The organism is Lysinibacillus sp. GbtcB16 (genome assembly GCF_019091145.1).
Taxonomy (GTDB): domain Bacteria; phylum Bacillota; class Bacilli; order Bacillales_A; family Planococcaceae; genus Lysinibacillus; species Lysinibacillus fusiformis.
This window is the reverse complement of sequence record NZ_JAGXJV010000910.1, coordinates 1-233: the sequence shown is the minus strand read 5'-3', so window position 1 is coordinate 233 and position 233 is coordinate 1. Positions and strand designations below refer to the sequence as shown.

Genomic DNA, 233 nt, shown 5'->3' with positions numbered 1-233 from the left:
AAATCTTCTACATACACTTCTTTTTTACGACAACTCTTTTCTGTTTCTTTAACAAGTTCTTCAGGTAATACCTCGAGTATTTCTTTACTTTTTACTATTGAACTATACAGTGAAAGAGCACTCATTTTCGGCCAAAACTTCATATATGCGTTCAGTCTCTTAGTCGCTTCTTTTTTAAGTAATTTTTTCTCGTTTGTTTCCCCGAATTTTTTAAGTTCAATTTCAATCCAGCG

General features: G+C 32.2%; 1 pseudogene. It reads right to left on the bottom strand.

The annotated features are described in order from the left end of the window. Positions 1-233 (bottom strand): annotated as a pseudogene (locus KVT27_RS26280) (HelD family protein); the annotation flags it as partial.